This is a genomic window from Shewanella woodyi ATCC 51908, from assembly GCF_000019525.1.
Classification (GTDB): Bacteria; Pseudomonadota; Gammaproteobacteria; order Enterobacterales; family Shewanellaceae; genus Shewanella; species Shewanella woodyi.
The window spans coordinates 5,288,922-5,306,794 of the sequence record NC_010506.1; the positions used below are offsets into that span (position 1 = coordinate 5,288,922).

Annotated in this window: 8 protein-coding genes and 1 pseudogene; 6 read left to right on the forward strand and 3 right to left on the reverse strand. The window is 43.7% G+C overall.

The features are described 5' to 3' along the window. Positions 1 to 11 precede the first annotated feature (11 nt). Both SWOO_RS22400 and SWOO_RS26150 read left to right on the forward strand, forming a co-directional pair. Positions 12 to 437, forward strand: coding sequence for a hypothetical protein (locus SWOO_RS22400; protein ID WP_012326950.1), 426 nt, complete (start codon positions 12 to 14; stop codon positions 435 to 437). A 279-nt stretch (positions 438 to 716) separates the two neighbouring features. Further along, a pseudogene (locus SWOO_RS26150) lies at positions 717 to 1,506 on the forward strand (hypothetical protein); the annotation flags it as partial. A gap of 764 nt (positions 1,507 to 2,270) precedes the next feature. On the opposite strand, the gene SWOO_RS25665 reads toward SWOO_RS26150, so the two are convergent. From SWOO_RS25665 to SWOO_RS22420, 3 genes are all read right to left on the reverse strand, one after another. Further along, positions 2,271 to 4,466, reverse strand: coding sequence for a putative Ig domain-containing protein (locus SWOO_RS25665; RefSeq protein WP_012326952.1), 2,196 nt, complete (start codon positions 4,464 to 4,466; stop codon positions 2,271 to 2,273). A gap of 304 nt (positions 4,467 to 4,770) precedes the next feature. Then, complete coding sequence (locus SWOO_RS22415) at positions 4,771 to 7,767, reverse strand: TonB-dependent receptor (protein WP_012326953.1); 2,997 nt, start codon at positions 7,765 to 7,767, stop codon at positions 4,771 to 4,773. Between the two features lie 79 nt (positions 7,768 to 7,846). Continuing rightward, entirely contained in the window at positions 7,847 to 10,585 is a 2,739-nt protein-coding gene (locus SWOO_RS22420) for a glycoside hydrolase family 16 protein (RefSeq protein WP_012326954.1), read from the reverse strand. A 405-nt stretch (positions 10,586 to 10,990) separates the two neighbouring features. On the opposite strand from SWOO_RS22420, the gene SWOO_RS25670 reads away from it, so the two are divergent. From SWOO_RS25670 to SWOO_RS22440, 4 genes are all read left to right on the forward strand, one after another. Continuing rightward, complete coding sequence (locus SWOO_RS25670) at positions 10,991 to 12,400, forward strand: family 16 glycosylhydrolase (protein WP_012326955.1); 1,410 nt, start codon at positions 10,991 to 10,993, stop codon at positions 12,398 to 12,400. 82 nt (positions 12,401 to 12,482) lie between these two features. Then, a complete protein-coding gene (locus SWOO_RS22430) occupies positions 12,483 to 15,926 on the forward strand; it encodes a hypothetical protein (RefSeq protein WP_012326956.1) in 3,444 nt (1,147 codons plus the stop codon). 40 nt (positions 15,927 to 15,966) lie between these two features. Continuing rightward, complete coding sequence (locus SWOO_RS22435) at positions 15,967 to 16,854, forward strand: glycoside hydrolase family 17 protein (RefSeq protein ID WP_012326957.1); 888 nt, start codon at positions 15,967 to 15,969, stop codon at positions 16,852 to 16,854. Continuing rightward, positions 16,847 to 17,851 carry a glycoside hydrolase family 17 protein gene (locus tag SWOO_RS22440; protein WP_229377263.1) on the forward strand — a complete coding sequence of 335 codons (1,005 nt, stop codon included), beginning with the start codon at positions 16,847 to 16,849 and terminating at the stop codon, positions 17,849 to 17,851. The genes SWOO_RS22435 and SWOO_RS22440 overlap by 8 nt, the downstream gene beginning before the upstream one ends. The last annotated feature ends 22 nt before the right edge of the window (positions 17,852 to 17,873 follow it).

Here is a 17,873-nt window from a genome sequence, read left to right on the forward strand (position 1 = left end):
AGAGAAAAATAATGCTAACTAAATTAAACACATGTGTTATAGCCTGCTTGATATTTAGCTATCCACTCTATTTGTGGTCCACATATATTGATAAAACTATATTAAAGGGAAGTGCTTTTGAGTTTATTATTGGAAGTTCAAAATCAGAGGTATATGAAAATTTACCTTTGGCACTATCTAAATTGAAAGGTGAATCAGATAAGGTATTTATTCAAGTGAAATCAAATGAAGAGCTTGCTGGATATTTAGCAAGCTCTCCAGATTTCAATGTTTGGGTTAATCCATATTTCCACCCTATAGGTTATGCTCAATTTGCTAGTAAAGATGAATGGGATTTTTACATAAACGCATCATTTACAAATGTCTTAAAGCTAAAGTTTTGTGAAGGAAGACTTTGTGAAATCTATAGGCATAGACAATATTTTGAACTACCTTAATTAAGGAGATACTAGACATATATAAGCAATAACGAGATAAAGGGGTCAGAGCCCATTAGCTTTTAGCTCTTTAGGTTTGTTAGGGTGCCCAGGTGTTAGCTTGCCAAATCTGACGTTTATATGAGCACTGGGATTTTTAGGAACATGGATATGTTAAATAAACTACCGACAGCCAGTAAGGTGAAGTTGAAAATTAAAAATGTAGACAGGCATAGTTAATTGCGTAAGTTGCACACCTCCTACTAAGCTTTAGCTATCGGTAGCCAGTAGGAGTTAACCATGCCTCGTCCCAGAAGAACCCAGATCAGTGTTGAAGACACTCCCTATTACCATGCATGGAGTAGAACAGTTCGTCGTGCCTCCCTAACGGGATTTGATGGACTCTCGTAGTAAATAGCGTGGGAAACCTGACGAACATAGACGTGAATGGATAGAAAAACAGATACTCAGCCTTGCTGATATTTTTGCTATCGATGTAGCAGCCTACGCGGTGATGAGTAACCATTTGCATCTGGTATTGAGGATTGATATTGAGCCAGCGAACAATTGGAGTGACAGAGAGGTTGTTGAGCAGTGGCATCGATGCTTTAACGGCACAGGGTTGAGCCAGAAGTTTGCAAAAGGCGAAGTGATAGAAGAGTACCAAGTGACTAAATTAAAACACCTTATTGCCACTTACCGCTCTCGCTTGTGTGATATTAGTTGGTTTATGCGCTGTCTTAATGAGCCGACAGCAATAAAAGCCAATATCGAAGATAATTGCACAGGCCATTTTTATTCGCAGCCATCCGTGGCGCTCCCCCTTCGGGCCAGCTAAAGCTATTCCAATTCATTCCCGATGAATTGGTGGGAAGGTCGCTTTAAAAGCCAAGCTCTGCTTGATGAAGCAGCTGTATTAGCTTGCATGACTTATGTCGAACTCAATCCTATTCGAGCTAAAATGGTTGAAACGCTTGAAAACTCAGACCACACCAGTATACAGCTTAGAGTGAGTGCTGCGTTGAAAGGTGAACAACCCACTAGTTTACTCCCTTTTATTGGAGATGAGCAGCTCAATCAGCCCAATGGTAAGCGAAGACATCCATAATTAATTTTGAGTAAATAGTTATGGATTTTTTGTTGTTTGTAAGAGAAAAATAAACCTTAATTCAGTAAAAGATCAAAGCTAGGCACCTATACCTTGCGACATCATGCTTGAAACCACAATTGAGACAACTAGCATAAAGATATAATAGACTTCAAACAAACCTACTTTTCTAACAAATTTCAACTCCATTGAATGTTCATTTGCATAAACATTCAATTTTTTCAAAAAATAATACCCTCCAAATACATGAAGTAAAAAAGCCTTTAAAAAGTTAAGCGATGTTCTTAAATATCCTTCTCCTAAATTTGAATAGATATGGCAAAGAAGTAGGGAGACAATAAAACAAGAAATCGCATTAGTGATCAGGAAAAAACTGAAAATATAGAGAAGAAGTAATTTGTTTCAGACTCATATGCTGGAACTGCTACCGATATCACAAGACAAGCAATAACAGATACTGGTAATAACCATAAATAAACCCTTACAGATAAGGGGATGTTTAAACTTTCAACCATGTCGCAATGCCTCAAATTCATCCAAATTGAATTATACACCGTATTAAACTAGTACAATAATGCATCACCATGATTTCTTCCCCGAAGAAACGATCATCCTATAAACAACAAAGAATATCGAAAACAAAAAAGGATTGACGAGTGACTCGTCAATCCTTTGCTGGTAATGGCAGAAAGCTACAATCACATTAGATAACTCCCTTCTATCACCAAACCTTTTGACCCAATGACTTAATTACCAAACGTAATGTTATCGAAGTAAACTGTTGCATCACTTTCTCTCGATTCAGTCTCAGGGAAATTGTCAGGGAACACTGCAATAGCAGTTATCGCGCCGTTTTCAGGTAAACCGATATCTGCGGTAAAGTCGATGGTGAGCTCCTCCCACTGATTAATTAGCGTATTAGTGGCTGTTCTCACGCCATGGGAACCTTGAGTAGCATTCTCAAACTTAACGCCAACTGGGCTAATTCGATCCTTGTAAACCCAAATTTTGACGACGGCATTACTCGCGCTCAATGCAAATGGCGTCACAGAGTCAACTATCGCCCCCCCCCACATACTGCCAGATGCCATCAGATTGAGTTTAGCAACAGTAGCTGACGTGTTCCCCACTGGATCGGGGTTACTCACAAACTCAAGCGCTGGAGACGGATCGCCATTTTCAAACGCTATCCAACTCGCTTGCTGACTTTCATCACCTTCAAAATCGATGCCTGTAGCTACATCAATTATTGCACTGCCACCGGAGTTTGAGCTCACATTACCTGTAGTAAGTAGCTTAAGGTTATCGATGCGATAAACGGCACCGGCATTATCAGCCCAATTAGGGAACACCATAATATTATTTATGGCAGAAAGATCGCCTAAGGTACTTAAATTAAATGAGTAGTGAGTCCAAACATCCAACACTGGAGTTTGAGGTAGATCAACTTCTACCGCACCAGTTCCCTCAACCTTAAGTTTCCACACGGTTGTTGCAGGCTCTGCTGTCATTTTCAGGTCAAACTCAAGTGTTCCCGTTGAAGCGAAACTACTGGCATCAAAGGTGACACCTGTTCCGCCTAAATCTTCACGATTTGAAAAACCAGCAACGGTTTGACCTGCAGTGCCAAACTCAACAGTAGCGCCATAAGCCACATCAGCATCTGTAACTAACTCTGCAGTGGCATCGCCATCACTCCACTGACTCCAGTTGGTATCAACAACATCTGAAAATATCGTCAGTGCCGATGATGGAGCTGGTTGTGGTTCTGGCTCTGGTTCCGGTTCTGGCTCAGGAGTCGTTGCGGCATCATTATAAAACTCTACATTATCAACACTGAATATAGCCCCGTCACCTGTACCCCATGCAGGAAACATCATAATAAGATCAACTTCACTCAAACCTGAATCAGACAAATCAAAGGTGTAGTGCATCCAAGTATCCAGAACAGGCGCAAGCCCCTCTGCACTGGTATTCAGATTAACTTCAAAAGCCACCCCAGCACCCTCTAACTTTAACATCCAGTTGGTATCACCCGCACTTGGCATGGTATTCACTTTAAGGTCGAACTCTAAAATGGTGCCATTAGGTGTATCAAATGCGACACCATCGACCGCATCTCTTGCGTTAAAACCAACCACAGTGTCACCCACAATAGTAAATTGCGTCACACTTCCAAACGCAGCATCAGCGTCAGTAACAATGGCAGGCGTTGTGCCACCGCAGCAATCCCAAGCTGGCCAAAGTGAATTTGCAGCATCTTCATAAACCACTAACTGCGGCACTCTAGGCGCACTGGTCACAGCAATACTAAATGTTTGAGTGACTGCATCTGAGCCATCCTCAACCGTTAAGGTGATCTCTACGCTCCCCTCATCTTCCATAGCAGGAGTACCAGATAGAACACCAGAGCTTGGGTCGAACATAAGCCAATCAGGTAATGTTGATGCAGACATAGTTAAGGCATCATTGTCAGCGTCTGTCGCCACCAAGGTATAACTATAGGCGGTTCCTACTGTTGCACTAGTGACACCAACACTGGTGATAACAGGCAGTGTGTTAGCAGGTGCTGCCACTACAAGGGTAAATGTTTGCATGGTCTCTACCGTGTCATCGCTGACCACGATTGTCACTTGATGGCTACCGACATTCTCAACCGTCGGGGTACCAGATAACACACCAGTAGCAATATCAAAGTTAAGCCAGCTAGGTAGTGTTTGCGCCGACATAGTGAGCGTATCAACACTATCTTCATCAGTTGCAGTCACCGTATAGCTGTACTCTTCATTAGCCATAGCAGTTAAGAGTGCAGTACTTGTGATAACAGGAGGATAGTTAGTAATAACCTCCACTCCCTCACTGGTGTTTGAATCGGAACCGCAACCTGACATCGCCATAGCGATGCTAGTTACTAACGCAAGGCGCTTGCACTGAATCTTCATATTACTTCCTTATTATTTATTGTTTTAACTCACGCACTTTGTGCCCCTGTACCGATTGTTATGGCAAAGTATGCTTGTTATCTACACTGATAAAACGGCTAACATCGAAGTTATAGGGGTATAAAAATTAAACAATAAGGAAGCGGTGAAGAGGCATAAAACGTGCGGTGAAGTGGAGTATTCCCATAGAAGTTTAATCATTTTTATTATCGACATAAGCCGAACATCTATCGATGTACAAGCTAATGATTAAAAAAATGGGGGCAAAGCTTACGCCTTGCCCCCATTTATTACTGATTTAGCCTTAAAAGCTCACACGCCCACCTAGCATATAACGAGAACCATATTGTCTAGCAAATAGAAACTGCTCTTCAAAGCGGCCGTAACCCTCTTCAGTCTCATTATTGATATTAATGCCTTCAAGGAATATGGTGATATTTTCATTGATATCATAGTTGATACTGGCATCCAACTGACCATACTCTTTAGCAAACTGAGGTGGCGCATCAGCCGAACCTTGGGATTGACCGACACCAATTAGGTAACTGTCACGCCAAGCGTAGGTAAACTTCACCGACAGCTCATCATTCTCATAAAATGCCTGGAAGTTCGCAGAATCTCCCAACCCTTCCAACGGCTGCTGCTGTGCAAGACTGTAGGAGTCAAACTTCACATCGCCACTGACAAAGGTGGCGTTAGCACCAAATCCAAAACCACTCTCACCAAAGATATGCTGTACAGCCAGCTCAATACCTTCGACTGATTTTTTATCACTATTGACTGGTGATGTTACATCCCAAACAATTAGCGGATCTGAACTTAACGCCTCTATTTGCCCTGATGCGTTTCCATGACCATTGGCGATCATCTGATCAAAGATACTGTTTTCTGTCACAGAGGTGCCCGCAGCTTCTAGCTGACTTACCGCCTCTAAGTATCTTGGGCTGTTATAAACATCATGCAGGCCATCAATCGTGATCTGATTAGTACTACGAGAGACAAAGTTACTCACATCTTTACTAAATAGACCGATAGAAGCGTAACTGGCATCACCGTAGTAATACTCGAATGATACATCGAAATTGACCGATTCAAGTGGCAACAACCCAGGATTACCTATCCCACCAGTTCGAGAGCCAACCTTAGGGCTACCACTTAAACTGCGACCTGCAACCATGTCACCAAGTAGTGGACGACCTAAGGTTTTGCTGGCCGATACACGTACGAGTAGATCTTCATACACCTCTGCACTGATATCTACCATAGGTAGCCAGACATCATATTCACCGGTTTGAGTGAAAAAGTTATCATCTCCACCTGCTTCATACAGGGTTACCCACTCCGTAGCACTCGCCCAAACGACTTGCTGCTCAACCTTCTGCTTAACGGTACTGGATACTTCAGTTTTCTCATACCTTAAGCCAAGATTGACATCAACCGTAATATCAGCGATATCAAACTCCCACGCTGAAGTGATATAGAGTGAAGAGGTCTCCTCTTCGATCAGATTCGAGCTATCGATACCATCAAAGTAAGGGTCAGCAGAGTAATAGTTCTCCCCAGCCACATCTTGGTTAATAAAAGCTAATTGCCTTGCCACAGCTTCATCGAAATCAAAACTATAGAAATAACTTGGCAACAACCCAGCCCCACCACCAGCCAGCTCATCTAGCAAACCTGCGGTACTCTGTAAGTGGAACATAGAGTCAGGAAAGATCTCTGTGTAGGAAGGGTTAAAACCTGGCCCGCCTCTCAATCCACTCCAAGCCGTAGTGCCTGAGAGTGTTTGCTTGGTATAAGAGCCACCAAAATCAACTTTCGTTAAGTTATCGAGAAAATCTGGGTACCAGTTGGCATTGAGCTGAGCTTGTTGGATCTCAGACTCCCCTGGTGAGTGGATAAACTGGCTGAAGTTTGAATCGATAGCACCTGGATCTAGTTGAGTACTGCCATTATTCCAATTAATCGTCGCATGAGGCACATCACCACCACGGTAGTCATAGATTTTGGAGGTCAGCTGATCTGAGCCCAAAATAACTTGCCCAGCACCACCAAGTCCCTTGTCAGCGCCGTTATCTATCTCATTGGAGGAATCATGGTAATCCAGACTTAGCGTCCATTCATCATTTAACGTCCAATCGATATTTAACCCAACAGACTGTGCATTCACCTCTGTCGTACTTCGATTGGCAGTAAAAGAGCCATCACCACCACGAATATCTGAGTAGAGGGCGGTACCATTCTCATCCAATTCATAAGCAACGACAGGTGCACCACTGGTTGAGGAGTTCCAGATCCCCCAACCAAACCCGTTAATGCCAGTCAACGCTCGAGTAACCACATAATCTGCAGTCAGCACCAGATCTTCGGTTGGTGCATATTGTAGCGTGGCCATAGCATTGGTTCGTTCGCGCTGTACGTCATTGACGCTATAGTTCATATCCCGCGGGAAAAAAGAGGGGGCAACGGGAACTCCATCTTCATCAGTAAAATGAGACAGTATATTCCCTGCTTCATTTCTTATTCGACCATCAATGAATGTTGAGCCATCAGCTTTAGCGAGTGTTTTATTATCAGTTTGTGCTATCCAGCCTTGGCTGTTGGCCACCTGCTGCTGAAAATCTCGCTCTTGATGAGAGGCGCTAATAACAAAACCTAAACTGTCATCTAAGAATGTCTGATTGTAAATCCCCGAGATCTCAGGGGTCACATCATCACCTTCGACATTAGACTCATCATAGATACCTTTAGCGGAGAAGCTAAATGATTGACCAGGATCGTTCAGAGGCTTACGAGTCACAATATTGACCGTGGCGCCTAAACCACCTGTTGGCATATCCGCTTTGGCCGTCTTTATCACCTCAAGGGACTTTACCGCCTCAGAAGAAAGGTTTTCTAAGCTGTAGGAGCGGCTATAACCGGTACCTGGCATCTGTCTGCCATTAAGTGTGATCAAGTTATATTGCGGACCAAAACCCCTGACCGTTATTTGGCTGCCTTCACCATTGGCACGGCTCACCGTTACACCAGTAATTCTCTGTAGTGATTCTGCTAAGTTAGTATCAGGAAACTTACCTAACTCCTCGGCAGAGATAGCATCAACAACACCCGATGATCCTCGCTTTAAATCCATAGAGCGATAGAGGCTTCCCTGAATACCTTTAACCTCAATAACTTCAATATTGGTCTCTTTTTCGGACTCGTTACTCTCTTCAGCCATGGCGAAAGGAGCACTTCCAGACCCCAGCACGACAGCTAGAGCGACTGACAAACGACTCTTCTTAAATTGCTTCAATAACATATCTGCCTCTTATATTTGTTTGCAGAAGGTTGAACTGGATAGATGCACTATCTTCATAGAAATATTCATTAGGGACTTCTTAAGGTGCACCTATCACTGCGTTATCAATTCGGTAAACCGCTCCCTCTCCCTTGCCCCAATCAGGGAAGATCATGACAACATCAATTGCACTGATATCGAGCCCAGCATCAAAAAGTGATTGCAGAGTGAAAGTATAGGTCTGCCACGTTCCCGTAACTGGAGATACGCCCTCATTACTGTCCGCTAAACCAACTGTTACGGCACTTCCTTCCGCTCCATTTTCAACCCCACCTGCAGCCTCTATCTTAAAGTTCCACTCCGCACTACTATCACTTGGGGCTGTTACAACCTTCATATCAAACTTAATCACACCCGTTGCAAGCAGAGCGCTCGCATCAAAAGGTGCCCCTCCACCTATCCCACTTCTTGCATTAAAGCCCATTACCGTTGGTTCAGACCCAATTGAAAACTCAGCAGTACTGCCATGATCTGCATCATCGTTCTCCTGTGTCGGTATAGATCCACCACAGCAGTCCCACAACACCCAATCTGTAGCTGTGGTATCTTGGTAGAGTTTGAGTTCAGAGGATGGCGCAGGATTAGACGTCCCATTTGGATCGTGAATTTTTACATTATCAACACGATAAACGGCGCCATTACCTTTACCCCATTCAGGAAAGATCATTAGCGTATCAATATCACTGACATCTAGCCCCGCATCAAAAAGAGATTGCAGTGTAAAGCTGTAGCTTCTCCATTCACCAACTGTCGGTGCCATACCGGCGCTGCCAGTAGCCAGATCAAGCTCCAAAGCTGAACCAGAATTGCCATCACTAGTACCACCAGATGCTTCAACTTTAAACTTCCATACTGCACTTGCATCTGAAGGAGCTGTTACGATCTTGACATCAAAAGAAATAACACCTTCTTCCAAAATAGCCGAGCCATTAAATGGCATGCCACTCCCCATATACCCATCTCGAGTTGAGAATCCCAATACTGTAGGTTCTGCAGTATCGCCAATAGTGAACTCTGCCGTAATACCGTGCTCGGCATCATCGCTCTCTTCTGTAGGTGTTGAACCAGCACAGCAGTCAAACATTGGCCAATCAGGGTTGTAGTTATTTTCAAAAATGGTCAACTCAGGAGAATCACCTAGAGTACCAATCATGACGTTATCCAGGCGATAAACAGCGCCTTCCCCTTTGCCCCAATCAGGAAATACCATCAGTACATCGATGTCACTAAGATCTAAGCCAGCATCAAATAAAGCTTGTAGCGAGAAGGTATAGGTTTGCCACTGACCAGTTACTGGGGCAGCACCTTCATTGCTATCAGTTAAAGCAAGAGTAACCGCTGTACCACTATTCTCTGGCCCACCCGATGATTCAACTTTAAAATTCCATGCAGCACTTCCATCAGCGGGAACCGAAGTCACCTTCATATCAAAGCTGATAACACCGTCATCTTTAATACCTGAAGCATTATAGGGAGAATCATCTCCTCCACCACTCCTTCTGGTAATAAACCCCATCACTGTGGGTTGCGCCCCGATAGTAAACTCTGCGGTCGCACCATGGTCAGCATCATCGGTTTCAACAGTCGGTGTAGAACCACCACAACAATCCCACATAGGCCAAGATGGATTCTCTGCATCCTCAAAAACAGTTAAGTTTGCTGTTTCAGTCGGAATGGGAAGGGGAGGGTTAGGGGCTTTCCCCTCTACCAGCGCATCATCGAGACTGTCATAGCCAGGTCTAACGGTCTCACAACCTTTACCTGTATCAGGGTTCGACGCACACTCATATACACGTACGTAATCGATAGCAAAGGTCTGCCCATCGGCGAAAACCTCAGCATCAATGCCAGTGTCATTCACTGACGATGGCCAGTTACCGCCGACAGCAAAGTTTAAGATAAGGTGAAATTTTTCATCATAAGGTGCACTACTCCACTGAGTTTCAAGCTCACCTGTGACGATATTGAAGTTTTCAGAAAACCACCCCCTGTGAGACAGCCCTATCGCTTCGCCTTCTGCGTTATATCTTAATTCAGAGCTTCGTTGAGTTGCATACAGGTAGTCATCGACATACCAGCGGATCTCCCCCTCCTGCCACTCAATAGCATAGGTGTGGAAATCATCAGCGGGGTTAATCTCATCGGGAAGAAGATAGGGTTGGCCAGAGGAGCTGTTATCAGGCCATACCTTGCCATAGTGAAGCGTGCCATACACGTGAGCTTCTGACCCACCATCTGTGGTGCCCGCCTTTAGGTTAACAGACTCGATAATGTCTATCTCACCTGAGCGGGGCCAACCGCCATACACTTCATCGGTTGGCAGCATCCAAAAAGCTGGCCATGAGCCTTGACCAGAGGGAAGTTTGGCACGCATCTCAAATCGGCCATATTTCCAGTCCATATGCTCTTTAGTGTTTAACCTTGCCGATGTGTAAGGCTTTGCTGAACCTTCTGGCGCCGTTTTAGCAACAATATTCAGCATTCCATCAGCAACAAAAGAGTTTTCAGCAGAGTCGGTATAACACTGTTGCTCTTGGTTTCCGCCGCCGTTGCAATCCACCTCATGGGTCCACTTACTGGAGTCTATACTGGCACCATCAAACTCATCACTCCACACCATGACCCAATCTTCAACGGGCTGCTGTGGATCAATGGCATCGATATTAGTGTCAGTATTAGTATCGCTACCACACCCTGCCAATCCCACAAGAATAGCAGCTCCTAAAGAGAGCTTTCCCATTCTTAATCTTGTGCTTTTACAACCATCTATTGTTTTCATCTATGTCCCCTAGATTTACCCTCTTCCCGCTGTAGACAAAATAGATCGCTCAACTAGGAAGCTCTGATTTATTCACAAATAACACACAAAATTAACAGGGCAATCTAAATGCGTTGAAGCGGGAGGATATAAAGGTGGAACGGACAAAATTCGACCAAGGAATATTATTTAGATTTGAATGCACACTAGGTAAAAGGCTTTGCTGTAATGGTTAATCAGCAGATAAGTCGCCATTCTTAAAAGCAGTTTACACTCTTACGACTTTGCTTAATCTGCCCCTTAGTCGCAGCTCTAGTCCACTTGAGCTTATTTGAATTGCGTTAAACCTTAGCTTCCTTATTGTTAATGTTTTGGTGAAATTCACCTACTCATCATCTTATTTTTGGATTTTTAGGTTTAAGCCCAATGGACAGAAATCAGAAATATCTAACTATATTGAAGCTCACTTTTTGCTTATCTTTGCTAAGTGGATGCTCGGAATATACCCACAAAAACCAATCAACCACGGTACCTAGCAAACAGGACAGTTACCACTCGTCTCCTCAAATATTAAAGGGTCATCATGATACCAGCGCCACAGTCTGGGCCCTAAACCTAGGGGGACCTGAATACCAAGGTATAGATGGAGTTCGCTACCAAGCGGATTCACTATCTCCTCCAGATGAAATTCGTCGCATGAACAAGGTTTTTGGTACTCAGTATCAGCACCTTTATCAAACCTATCGTGTGGGGGATATTAAGATCCGTCGACCTATGACAAACGGACTTTATGACATCACATTTAAGTTTGCAGAACCCGAAGACATTCCCATCGGAGCTCGGGTTTTTGATGTTTTAGCACAAGGTAAGCCTGTCATTGAAAACTTAGATGTCAGGCAAGCAAGAGATGGAAAACATTCTTCCGCCTTATCAAGAACAGTGACAGATGTAGAGATCACTTCTGGCCAGTTAGATATTCAGCTTGTTTCCACCCAAGGGCAACCCATTTTAAATGCCATTCTTGTCAGCAAAAAACAGCCAAAATCAAACAAGTGGAAGTTTGTTTGGGGCGATGAGTTTAACTATAAAGGACGACCTGATAACACCAAATGGAATTTGGATATTTGGCCAGCGAGAAAGGTCAACGATGAAGACCAAGCTTATACCGCCCGACCTGAAAACATAGAGGTAAATGGAGGTAATTTAGTTATTACAGCCCGTAAAGAGAATTACGCTAACGCCGAGTACACCTCAGCCAGAATACACGCTAAGGGGAAAGGTGATTTTCTTTATGGGCGTGCTGAGATACGCGCAAAAATTCCTGCAGGACAAGGCACTTGGTCTGCTATCTGGATGTTACCAAGCGACCCTTACAAGTACGCCAGTAGTTGCAAAAAAGATGAAGAGTGGCAGGGAAGTTCAAGCTGTGATGCTTGGCCCAATTCCGGTGAGATAGACATTATGGAACATGTAGGTTTTGATATGCAAAACGTACATGGCACAGTACACAACAGAGCTTATTATTGGGTAAATTGGCAGCAGCGAAAAGGCAGTATTGAAGCCAAAAATGTTGAGCAAGAGTTCCACGTATATGCCATGGAATGGACCCCAGAAAAGATCACCATATTTTTTGATGACACCCCCTATTTTACCTATTCAAACGAGTTAACAGGTTGGGAGGCTTGGCCCTTCGACCACCCATATCACATCATCTTAAACTTAGCGGTTGGCGGCATGTGGGGAAGAGCTGGTGGCCCAATAGATGACTCAATATTTCCAGTAAAAATGGAAGTGGATTACGTCAGAGTGTATCAACAATTGAATGATACCCCGTAATCACTCGATGCACACTGACCATGATTTACCAATACAAATTTCTATGTCTAACAACTAAATGCCTATTTATCAGGTGGTAAAAATGAATTTCAACCTACATGAACAGAGCCAGACCTCTGGTGAGTTTATTAATATCGACGATGAGCGATTTTACGTTATACGCAATACAGATCTGATGGCTCCCTTTTTCGTGAGTGTTATCTCAAATAGCGATCACTGGTTATTTGTCTCCTCAACAGGGGGATTAACCGCGGGCAGAGTTTCACCAGAAACAGCTCTTTTTCCTTATATTACAGTAGATAAAATTCATGAGAGTAACCTGCACACAGGTAGCAAAACCTTAATTAAACTGACCAGTGATGACAATACTCATCATTGGGAGCCCTTTAATAAAGAACATGACCATAGATACCGGTTGACCCGTAATATCTATAAAAATGTATTAGGCAATAAACTCTGTTTTGAAGAGGTAAATCATGATCTGCAGTTGCAGTTCAGATACACCTGGCTTACCAGTGAAAAGTATGGCTTTGTACGTAAATGTGAGCTAGTGAATCTTTCCAATACCACGGTCTGCCTAGAGCTTATTGATGGACTGCAGAATATTCTCCCAGCGGGCACACCTAGGTTTACCCAGACCAATTCAAGTAATCTTGTTGATGCGTATAAATGGAGTGAACTCGATAAACAAACACAACTGGCCTACTTTGCCCTTTACTCAGGGATCACCGACAGAGCTGAACCCTGTGAATCCCTTAAAGCAAATACGGTTTTTTGCCTTGGATTAGATCACTATCAGGTGCTGCTTTCAAACGAGCAACTCAGTGAATTTCGCAGCGGTAAATCGATACGTCAGGAAACACATAAACGTGGGATTAGAGGCGCCTATCTAATCAGTACTCGTATGGTGATATCGGCCTTAGGCTCCCAGCAATGGCAACTAATTTCTAATATAGAGCAGAGCCAAAGCCAGATAGTTAACCTGCGCAATCAACTTAGCAAACCCGATAAAATTGAATCAGACATTGCCGGCAATATTCACTCAGGATCTGATCAACTCGCCCGTATTATGGGCGCTGCTGATGCCTTTCAGCACACAGCACAAGAGGATGTGACTGTTCATCACTACGCCAATGTAGTCTTCAACATATTACGTGGTGGCGCATTTGATGACCAATACCAAATTTCATTAAGCGACTTCATCACAACCATAAGTCTTTTTAATCGCGACGTGTTTTTACGCCATCAAGCTCAGCTCAACACTCTGCAAGAGCCACTGGATTTCACCACCTTACTCTCCTATATCAAACAGCTTAACGATCCTCAACTTGAGCGCCTTTGCTACGAATACCTACCAATCTCATTTGGTCGGCGACACGGTGATCCAAGCCGCCCATGGAACCAGTTCGCCATCAAACTGATTGATGAAAACAATAATAAGTTACTGACCTACCAAGGGAACTGGCGCGATATTTTCCAAAACTGGGAAGCCTTAAGCTTTAGCTACCCTGAGTTTATCGAAAATGTGATCGCAAAATTTGTCAACGCATCCACTATGGACGGTTACAACCCTTACCGCATCACCAAAGAGGGAATAGACTGGGAAGTCGAGGAACCAGATGACCCTTGGAGCTACATAGGTTATTGGGGAGATCATCAAATAATCTACCTACAGAAGATGCTTGAGCTTTCTAATCAGTTTCATCCAAAAAGATTAAGCGCACTTCTCTACCGGGATATCTTTAGCTATGCCAATGTGCCCTACCGCATAGGAGCATTTGAAGCATTAGCTAAGGATGCAAAAAGTACCGTCACCTATGACGATGAACTGGCGGCGCTTATCGAGCATAGAGTCGAAAGCATGGGCGCAGATGGTAAATTGGTACTCGATAGAGATAATCAGGTCTACCAAGTTAATCTACTTGAAAAACTCTTAGTACCTCTGCTCTGTAAGCTAGGAAATCTGGTTATTGATGGCGGTCTTTGGCTTAACACCCAAAGGCCTGAATGGAATGACGCTAACAATGCCCTTGTCGGTCAGGGACTATCAATTGTCACTCTTTGCTATCTCCGCCGTTATGTAAGCTTCTTACTGAACTTACTGGCAAAAGAGACAAAAGCCGTATCGCTCTCAACAGAGGTCTGTGACTGGCTCAATGAAACCGCGACAGCTTTAAGCAAGGTTCGCCCTCTTTTAAATGGGACAGAGCTAACACCTCAGCAAAGATACCAATCCCTTGCTGAACTAGGCAGAGCTGCAAGTGATTACCGTCAATCAGTTTATCAAGAGCACCCTTTTTCAGGGAAGAAAGAGAGTGATATCAGTACAATTACTCAACTACTTGAAGATGCACGCCTAGCCATAGATCACACTATCAATACCAATAGAACAGAGATAGGTCTCTATAACGCCTATAACTTGCTCGACCTGCAGTCTGATGTTGTGAATATCGGCTCTTTGTACCCCATGTTAGAGGGGCAAGTCGCAGCATTGAGTTCCGGAGTTTTACCCTCAAGTGAAGCTATTAACCTTCTAGAAACGCTATTTGAAAGTGATATTTATCGCGCCGATCAGCAGAGCTTTATGCTCTATCCAGATAGAGAACTCCCCAGCTTTTTGGAAAAAAATATCATCCCTAAGCACTCAGTTATCGCTTCACCTCTATTAAAAGATATGGTCGAAAAAAGGGATGAGCGCATCATAGTACAAGACAGTGAAGGTGTTTTTCGATTCAACGCAGAACTAAGCAATGCCAACGACTTAATACAACAACTAGAGATTATCTCTACAGAACCAGATTGCCCAATTAACGCTAACAAAGAGAGCATACTTGAACTCTATGAATCTGTTTTTAATCATAAAGCATTTACCGGACGTTCTGGCGGGATGTTTGGCTTTGAGGGGCTAGGTTGCATCTATTGGCATATGGTCTCCAAACTGCTGCTCGCCACAATGGAAAACTTCTTTACTGCATTGCAGCAAGACGACAAAGAGAGCACACAGGCGCTAGGCCAACTTTATTACCGTATCAGAGCTGGAATTGGCTTTAATAAAAGTCCAGAGGAGTACGGGGCGTTCCCCACAGATCCCTATTCCCACACGCCTAAAACAGCAGGCGCTCAACAGCCAGGTATGACAGGTCAAGTTAAAGAGGAGATTCTAACTCGGTTTGGTGAGCTAGGTATTCGTGTTAGCCAGGGTGAAGTGCACTTCCAACCCAACCTACTTCGCGCAGCTGAATTTACTTCGCAAGCGGCAGAATTTACCTATTTAGATGTGAGCAACCAGTGGCAAAAGATTGCGGTTCCCTCATCTAGCTTAAGTTTTACTTGGTGTCAGGTACCAATTATCTATGTACTCAATGATGAACTCGCTCCACAGATGTCGATTCTATGGTCCGACGGTAGAGAGAAAACAATCCCCCACACCACTCTCTCTTCGGATCTGTGTTACGAACTCTTTATGCGCAACGGTCATATTCGTCAAATCAAGCTGACACTTAACAGCACGCAGCTATTTAATTAGAGCATTACTTTTAAAGCATTAACCTGAAGTGGAGTTAAATGTGTCCAAGAACTACAACAAATATATGTCGTTAGCTGGCGTTAATTTTGCCAACTTAACCACAGATGCACTACGCACTCTGGCGGTCGATATCCTTTCAGAGAAGATACATGGTATCTCCTTTAGTCCCTATACAGAGGGACAAAAACCAGGGAATGATATTACCGAGGCGCAGATTAAAGATAGATTGGATATTATCAAGCCAAATGTTAACTGGGTTCGCTCTTTCTCCAGTACAGAAGGTAATCAACATACCCCGAAAGTGGCTAAAGAAAATGGCCTGAATACCTTAGTAGGAGTCTGGCTTGATGGCGATTTAGAAAACAACGAGAAAGAGCTCGCCAATGCCATTGAAGTTGCTCGTGCTGGCCACGTCGATATTCTCGCAGTTGGCAACGAGGTCCTGCTCCGAGGTGAGCTGTCTGAAGATGCGTTAATCGCCTATATCAAACGGGCGAAACAAGCATTACCCGATATTGAAGTTGGCTATGTTGATGCCTACTTCAAGTTTGAAGACTACCCCAAAATAACTGAAGCTTGCGATGTGATTTTGGCCAACTGCTACCCTTTTTGGGAAGGCTGCCCCGCAGATTATTCACTTCTTTACATGAAAGATATGTATCGCCGCGCTGTAAAAGCCGGTAGAGGAAAGCGAGTTATCATCACCGAAACAGGCTGGCCTAATCAGGGAACAGCTGAGAGAGGGGCCATACCGTCATTTGATAATGCTTTAAAGTACTTCATAAATACCTACCTCTGGGCTGAGGAGGAGTCTATTGAGGTGTTCTATTTCTCCTCTTTCGATGAAACTTGGAAGATAGAGGATGAGGGTGATGTTGGCGCGTATTGGGGACTTTGGAATAAGGATGGAAAACTGAAATATGTTTAACACTGATAATCAAGCAGCAGGTAGTTTAAAAATGAATTTAACCCCAGGCAATGCCATATGTTACTCAGGTTACCGCGAAGGACAAAATCCAGGGACAGGCCACTACCCAAGCTTTGATGAGGTGAAAGAAGATCTCACCATCCTCTCACAAAATTGGACCTATCTTCGCCTTTACGATTGCGGCCCCCATGCTGAAATTGTGTTAGATGTAATCCAAAAAGAGGGCTTCGCCTTCAAGGTGATGCTTGGCGCAGATCTAGGTGCAGAGATGAGCAACCCTAACTGCCCTTGGGATGCCAATTTTGATGCAGAAACTCTACAAAAAAACCAAGCTAATAATTTAGCTCAAATAAACAAGCTAATTGCCTTATCAAAACAATATTCCGACACCATCTTCTCAGTATCGATAGGTAATGAAGCAAGCGTTGAGTGGACTGATCACCTAGTTTCAGTAGAGAGCCTTATCGGTTATGTGCGTATGATCAAAAAGGAGATATCACAGCCTGTCACTTTTTGCGAAAACTACGTCCCTTGGACCAATAAACTCGCCCCACTGGTTGCTGAACTCGATTTTTTGTCGATTCACACCTACCCAGTTTGGGAGTATCAAACCATAGAAACAGCCCTCGAATACACCAAACAGAACTACTATTCAGTAGCAAACATGTATCCAGACACTCCTGTGTGCATCACTGAAGCTGGCTGGGCTTGTGCTTCTAACGGTAGAGGAATCGAACCTTGGAATGCCTCACAAGAACTTCAAGCCATCTATTATGAACAGTTGATGGAATGGACAACTCAAGCTCAAATCTTAACCTTTGTTTTTGAAGCATTTGATGAGCAATGGAAAGGTTCTTCGCACCCTCTTGAACCGGAAAAGCATTGGGGACTGTTTAACTTAGACCGAACACCAAAACTGGTCATGAAATCTCTATATCAACAGCTTAATCAAGCTTCGCAGCAAGATGGATCTGTTATTATTCAGAATGTTAGTTAAATTTGATGTAAGGTAATTAATA

What these genes read in the sequence shown, in the direction of transcription:
- SWOO_RS22400 (WP_012326950.1), top strand. Translation starts at nt 12, where the DNA reads ATGCTAACTAAATTAAACACATGTGTTATAGCCTGCTTGATATTTAGC.
- SWOO_RS22420 (WP_012326954.1), bottom strand. Translation starts at nt 10,585, where the DNA reads ATGAAAACAATAGATGGTTGTAAAAGCACAAGATTAAGAATGGGAAAG.
- SWOO_RS22440 (WP_229377263.1), top strand. Translation starts at nt 16,847, where the DNA reads ATGTTTAACACTGATAATCAAGCAGCAGGTAGTTTAAAAATGAATTTA.
- SWOO_RS22430 (WP_012326956.1), top strand. Translation starts at nt 12,483, where the DNA reads ATGAATTTCAACCTACATGAACAGAGCCAGACCTCTGGTGAGTTTATT.
- SWOO_RS25670 (WP_012326955.1), top strand. Translation starts at nt 10,991, where the DNA reads ATGGACAGAAATCAGAAATATCTAACTATATTGAAGCTCACTTTTTGC.
- SWOO_RS22415 (WP_012326953.1), bottom strand. Translation starts at nt 7,767, where the DNA reads ATGTTATTGAAGCAATTTAAGAAGAGTCGTTTGTCAGTCGCTCTAGCT.
- SWOO_RS25665 (WP_012326952.1), bottom strand. Translation starts at nt 4,466, where the DNA reads ATGAAGATTCAGTGCAAGCGCCTTGCGTTAGTAACTAGCATCGCTATG.